The organism is Agrococcus sp. HG114, from assembly GCF_024723325.1.
Lineage (GTDB): Bacteria > Actinomycetota > Actinomycetes > Actinomycetales > Microbacteriaceae > Agrococcus.
The window spans coordinates 1-5,910 of sequence record NZ_JANQCH010000137.1; the positions used below are offsets into that span (position 1 = coordinate 1).

The following is a 5,910-nucleotide window of genomic DNA, read 5'->3' on the forward strand; positions in this document are numbered from 1 at the left end:
CCGGACCGCTGCCCGCGCAGGCGACGCCCACCGCCGGGCTCGCGGCGAGCACGGGGGTCGCGCTCGCAGTCGTGGCGCTCTCCTCGCTCGCCGAGATCGGGCTGCGCGGTCGCATGCTCGTGGGGCCGGCGCGGAGGGCGCTCGCTCCGCTGCTCGCCGCGGGAGCCGCCCCGTTCACGGCGCTCACGGTGCACGCGCTCCTGATCGCGACGCTGCAGGCGCTGCCCCCGCAGGCGAGCGGCCTCGTCGCGGGCTGGGGCGGGTGGCTCGTGCAGCTCGCGGCGATCCTCGCCGTGGGCACGCTGCTCGCCGCGCTCCGCCTCCCGGGCCCGATCGAGCGGTTCCTCGATGGGCAGGGGGAGCGGTTCGGCGGGTTCGTCCTCGCCCGCCCGCCGATGCCGCACGTGCTGCCGGACGACCGGTCGCTCGCGTGGGGCATGCGGCTCGAGGCGCCCGTCGACGAGGTGTGGCGAGCGACTACGGATCCTGCGTTCACCGCCGCCTGGCTGGCCGACCCCATCCGACCCATCACGCGCAGCGTCATGGACGTGCGGCCGGGAGGCGGGTACCGGCACGAGCACGCCGACGGGTCGGCCGTGGTCGGCGAGTTCCTGCGGGTAGAGCCGCCCCGCCTCGTCGTCGAGCGGATGCAGCACGTCGGCCTCGCGCGGGCGCCGGTGCTCTGCACCACGAGCCTGCGCGAAATCGACGGCGGCACCGTGGTGGAGAGCCACGAGCGGTACGAGTCGCGCGAGCAGCGCGACTCCGCGGTCGCGCTGGGGCTGCCGTTCGCGACCGCATCCTTGCTCAGGCTCGCCGCGCTGCTCGAGGGCGAGGGCGCGCTCGTGGGGCCGGGCGAGCGGTGGGTGCGCCCGGAGATGCAGCGGCTGCGCTGAGCGGCGATGGTCACGATCCGGTCACGGTCAGTGCACCGGTTTGACACGAGCGGCGGTTCTTCGCATGCTGGAACCTGAAACCTGAGCCACCTGTCAGGTTCTAGACACCGTGAAGCCGCACGAGGGAGTGCTGTCTCGCTCGCCGAGCAGCGCCCGACGGGGCTCGCACAGCTCGAAAGGCAACTCATGCGCAGGACAACGAAGTTCGCCGGCGTGGGCGTCGCCCTCGCCGCGCTCACGCTGACGGCGTGCGCGCCGACCGCGAACCCCACCAGCACCGTCTCGGCCAGCGAGGGCGCGACCGAGACGGTCGCCGTCAACGTCGGCATGATCACGTCGATCACCGGCCCGCTCGCGGCGTACGGCGCCGCGTACCAGCAGGGCTTCGAGGCCGGTCTCGACTACGCCACCGACGGCACCGGTGAGATCGACGGCGTCGAGCTCACCATCGAGTGGGTCGACGACCAGGGCAACCCCGACACCGCGGTCACGCAGGCCAAGGACCTCATCGGCCAGGGCTTCCAGATCCTCGGCGGCTCGGCCGCCTCGGGCGTCGCGCTCGCGGTCGCGGAGCAGGCGGCGCAGAACGACGTGCTGTTCCTCTCCGGCCCGGCCGCGGCCGACGCCATCACCGGCATCAACGAGCAGACGTTCCGCTCGGGCCGCCAGACGCTGCAGGACGTCGCGACCGCCGCGACCTTCCTCGAGGACGTCGAGGGCGCCAACATCGTCGTCTTCGCGCAGGACAACGCGTTCGGCCAGGGCAACGTCGCCTCCGTGCAGTCCGTGCTCGGCGGCGAGGGCGCGAACGTCACGCCGATCCTGGTCGCGGAGGACGCGACCGAGTTCACGCCGTTCGCGCAGCAGATCTCGGCGGCCTCGCCCGACCTCGTCTTCGTGGCGTGGGCCGGCGCGACCTCGGGCGCCATGTGGGAGGCGCTCGCGCAGCAGCAGGTGCTCGCGAACACGACCGTGGTCACGGGCCTCGGCGATCGCTCGACGCACCAGGCGTACGGCCCGGGCTCGGGCGACATCCAGTTCCTGAACCACTACTTCGCCGGCGCGACCGACAACGAGGCCGCTCAGGCGATGGACGCGTACCTCGAGGAGAACGGCCACGAGGCCGACCTCTTCACCGTCGACGGCTTCGCGGGCGCGCAGATGCTCGTGCACGCGATCACCGAGGGCAAGGGCGACACCGCGGCCATGATCGACGCGCTCGAGGGCTGGACCTTCGAGTCGGTCAAGGGCGAGCTCACGATCCGCGCCGAGGACCACGCCCTCATCCAGCCGATGTTCCAGGTGCGCCTCGTCGACGACGGCGGCACGTGGGTGCCGGAGCTCATCGAGGTCGCCGACGCCGAGGCGGTCGCGCCTCCGGTCGCGGGCTAGCGATGGCAGACCGACCCGCGCTCCAGCTGGACTCCGTAGGCCTGCAGATCGGCGGCGCGCGCATCCTGCACGACGTCACCTTCCAGGTCGCGACCGGTGAGATGGTCGGGGTCATCGGCCCCAACGGCGCTGGCAAGACCACGCTGTTCAACATCATCTCGGGCGTCATGATCCCCACGAGCGGCACCGTCCGCCTCGCGGGCGATGACGTCACCCGGCACAAGGTCCACCAGCGGGCGCGGGTCGGTCTCGGCCGCACCTTCCAGACCTCGAGCGTGTTCGCCGGCCTCACCGCCGGCGAGAACGTGCGCCTCGCGGCGCAGTCGAAGCTCGGGGGAGCGACGAGCCCCTGGACGTTCCCCCGCGCTGACGACGACGCGTCGCGCGTCGCGCAGCGCTGCCTCGAGGAGGTCGGGCTCGCGCACCACACCGGCACGAAGGCCGGCGTGCTCTCGCACGGCGACAAGCGCAAGCTCGAGATCGCGATGCTCATCGCGACCGAGCCCGAGGTCGTGCTGCTCGACGAGCCCATGGCGGGCGTCGGCTCCGGCGACGTCGCCGGCCTCGTCGAGGTCATCCGCCGCCTCCACCGCTCGGGCCGCACCGTGCTGATGGTCGAGCACCACATGGAGGTGCTGCTCGGCCTCGTCGACCGGGTCGCGGTCATGCACCACGGCGAGCTGCTCGCGATCGACACCCCCAAGGCCGTCATGGCCAACACCGATGTCCAGAAGGCCTACCTCGGGGAGACCGTGTGACCGCCATCCTGACCGTCCGCGACCTCGACGCGCGGATCGCCGGCCAGCAGGTCGTCGAGGGCGCCTCCTTCGAGGTCGCCGAGCACGGCGTGACGGCGCTCCTCGGCCGCAACGGCGTCGGCAAGTCGTCGACCATCAAGGCGCTGCTCGGCCTCTACGAGCGCAGCGGCGAGGTCACGTTCGCCGGCGAGCGCATCGACCGGCTGCTCACGCACCGCATCGTGCAGCGCGGCATCGCGTACGTGCCCGAGGACCGCGAGGTGTTCGGCGACCTCACGGTCGAGGAGAACCTCCGCCTCGCCGAGCGCGGCGGCGCCCCGAACAAGGGCATCATCCCCGAGCTGTTCCCCGAGCTCATCGAGCGCTCGAAGCAGCAGGCCGGCACGCTCTCCGGCGGTCAGCAGCAGATGGTCTCCCTCTCGCGCGCGCTCATGAACGAGAACCGCCTGCTGCTCGTCGACGAGCCGACCAAGGGCCTCGCGCCGCTCATCGTCGGCACCGTCACGAAGGCGCTCGAGGCCGCGGCCGAGCGCACCCCCATGCTGCTCGTCGAGCAGAACCTGCAGGTCGTGCGCGCGCTCGCGCACACCGTCATCGTCCTCTCCGGCGGCCGCGTGGTCCACACGGGCCCCGCCGCCGAGTTCCTCGACTCCGACCTCGTGCACCGGCACCTCGGCGTCTCGACCGACGAGGAGGCAGCGTGAGCACCATCCTGCTCCTGCTCATCACCGGCATCGGGCTCGGCGCCCTCTACTTCCTCGTCGCGAGCGGACTCTCGCTCATCTACGGCCTCATGGGCGTGCTCAACTTCGCGCACGGCTCGTTCCTCACCCTCGCCGGGTTCCTCGGCTGGGAGGTCGGGCGCCGCGTCGGCGACGGCAGCTGGGCGGGCCTGCTCACCGGCATGCTCGTCGGGCTCGTCGTCGGCGCTGTCGTCGCCGCGCTCACCGAGCTCGTCTTCATCCGCCCGCTCTACAACCGGCACATCGAGCAGGTGCTCGTCACGGTCGGCCTCGGCCTCGCCTCCGTCGCGCTGTTCGAGGGCATCTGGGGCACCGACCCGATCCAGATCCGCCTGCCCGAGTGGCTCGGCGGCACGACGAACGTGCTGGGCGCCAACATCCCGAACGACCGCTGGCTGCTCATCGCCACGGCCGTCGTCGTGCTCGGCCTCATCGTGCTGTTCCTGCAGCGGACGAGCTACGGCCTCGTCATCCGCGCCGGCGTCGAGAACCGCACGATGGTCACCGCGCTCGGCATCGACGTGCGCCGCGCGTTCACGATCGTCTTCGCGATCGGCGGCGCCGCCGCCGGCCTCGGCGGCGTGCTCGCCTCCGTCTACTACGGCCAGGTCGGCGCGCACCAGGGCACGAGCCTGCTGATCTACGCGTTCATCGTCACCGTCATCGGCGGCCTCGGCTCCCTCACCGGCGCGGCCATCGCATCCGTGCTCGTCGCCGTCATCCAGCAGTTCGCGAACTTCTACCTCGGCGGCACCGGCGACCTCGCGATCGTGCTGGCCCTCGCCGCGGTGCTGCTCGTCCGACCGACCGGCCTCATGGGCAAGGTCAAGCACTAGGAGATGAGCGTGCGCACCTTCTTCTCGTCCGTCTGGGGCAGGCTCGCCGTCGGCGCCGCGATCGTCGTCGTCGCCGCCCTGCTGCCGCTGCTCGCGATCGACATCCCGGGCGTGCTGCCCGGCCCGACCTACACGCCCGGCACACTCACCGTGCTCGCGTACGCGATGCTCATCGCGGCGCTCGCGCTCAGCTACCACCTCATCTTCGGGGTCGCGGGGATGCTGTCGTTCGGCCACGCGATGTTCTTCGCCGCGGGCGCGTACGGGCTCGGCATCATCCTCAAGCTGCTCGCGCCGAGCGGGATGCCGCCCGAGGCGGTCTTCCTCGTCGCGATCGTGCTCACGCTCGTCATCGCGCTCGTGCTCGGCAACCTCGTCGGCGCGCTCGCGCTGCGGGTCACCGGCATCTCGTTCGCGATGGTGACGCTCGCGGTCGCGCAGGCGATGAACGTCATGATCCGCCGGAACGTCGGCGGGCTCACGGGCGGCGAGGAGGGCGTGCGGCTCTCGGTCGACGTCGTGCCCGACTTCCTCGTCGGCGTCGTCAACACCCGCAACCTCTACTGGCTCGCGCTCGCGATCCTCGTGCTCGTCTACCTCGCGTGCGTCTGGATCGAGCGCTCGCGGCTCGGCCACGTCGTCGCGGCCGCGCGCGAGAACGAGCTGCGCGTGACGGTGCTGGGCCTGCGCCCCTACTTCGTGCGGCTGTTCGTCTTCGCGGGCGCCGCCGTGCTCGCGGCGGTCGCCGGCATCGGATTCATGCTGCTGCAGTCGAGCGCGACGCCGCGCATCTCGACGAGCGACTTCACGCTCACCCTGCTCGTCATCGTCGTGCTCGGCGGCGTCGGCTACCGCTGGGGCGCGATCGTCGGCGGCATCATCTACACGCTGCTCGACCAGCGCCTCTCGGCCCTCGCGTCGGCGCCGTGGATCCAGGGCCTGCCCGACGTGCTGCGCATCCCGCTCTCGGAGCCGCTGTTCATCCTCGGCATGCTCTTCGTGCTCGTCGTGATGTTCGCGCCGGGCGGCATCGTGGGCCTCACGCACCGGGTCGCGCAGCGGCGCGGCAGCAAGAAGGACGTCGCTGAGCCCAAGGTGCTCCAGGATCTGGAAGCCTAGGAGGATGGCACCCGATGCGCTGACGCTCGGCCGCTGGACCGCAGACCGGGCCCGCGTGGCCCCGGCGCGCCCGGCGATCGTCGACCGCGGCGTGTCGGTGAGCTACGGCGAGCTCGAGGCGCGCGCGACCGCGCTCGCGCACGCGCTCGGCGAGGCGGGCCACGGC

At 72.0% G+C, this 5,910-nt stretch carries 6 protein-coding genes; all 6 read left to right on the forward strand.

Features of this window, described 5'->3' with window-relative positions:
• Positions 1-896, forward strand: an 896-nt coding sequence (locus tag NWP09_RS11180) for an SRPBCC domain-containing protein (RefSeq protein ID WP_258275588.1), incomplete at its 5' end; no start/stop codon positions are given.
• Positions 897-1,082: 186 nt separating this feature from the next.
• Positions 1,083-2,288: a substrate-binding domain-containing protein gene (locus NWP09_RS11185; protein WP_258275589.1), complete on the forward strand. Its 1,206-nt coding sequence runs from the start codon at positions 1,083-1,085 to the stop codon at positions 2,286-2,288.
• A 2-nt stretch (positions 2,289-2,290) separates the two neighbouring features.
• On the forward strand, positions 2,291-3,046 hold the full coding sequence (locus NWP09_RS11190; RefSeq protein WP_258275590.1) for an ABC transporter ATP-binding protein: 756 nt from the start codon (positions 2,291-2,293) through the stop codon (positions 3,044-3,046).
• Positions 3,043-3,750 (forward strand): ABC transporter ATP-binding protein, encoded by a 708-nt coding sequence (locus tag NWP09_RS11195; RefSeq protein WP_258275591.1) that lies wholly within the window; start codon positions 3,043-3,045, stop codon positions 3,748-3,750. The genes NWP09_RS11190 and NWP09_RS11195 overlap by 4 nt, the downstream gene beginning before the upstream one ends.
• The gene (locus tag NWP09_RS11200; RefSeq protein ID WP_258275592.1) at positions 3,747-4,625 is read left to right on the forward strand and encodes a branched-chain amino acid ABC transporter permease; all 879 of its coding nucleotides are present in this window, start codon (positions 3,747-3,749) and stop codon (positions 4,623-4,625) included. The genes NWP09_RS11195 and NWP09_RS11200 overlap by 4 nt, the downstream gene beginning before the upstream one ends.
• Positions 4,626-4,628: 3 nt before the next feature.
• The gene (locus tag NWP09_RS11205; RefSeq protein WP_258275593.1) at positions 4,629-5,744 is read left to right on the forward strand and encodes a branched-chain amino acid ABC transporter permease; all 1,116 of its coding nucleotides are present in this window, start codon (positions 4,629-4,631) and stop codon (positions 5,742-5,744) included.
• The last annotated feature ends 166 nt before the right edge of the window (positions 5,745-5,910 follow it).

What these genes read in the sequence shown, in the direction of transcription:
- NWP09_RS11185 (WP_258275589.1), top strand. Translation starts at nt 1,083, where the DNA reads ATGCGCAGGACAACGAAGTTCGCCGGCGTGGGCGTCGCCCTCGCCGCG.
- NWP09_RS11190 (WP_258275590.1), top strand. Translation starts at nt 2,291, where the DNA reads ATGGCAGACCGACCCGCGCTCCAGCTGGACTCCGTAGGCCTGCAGATC.
- NWP09_RS11205 (WP_258275593.1), top strand. Translation starts at nt 4,629, where the DNA reads ATGAGCGTGCGCACCTTCTTCTCGTCCGTCTGGGGCAGGCTCGCCGTC.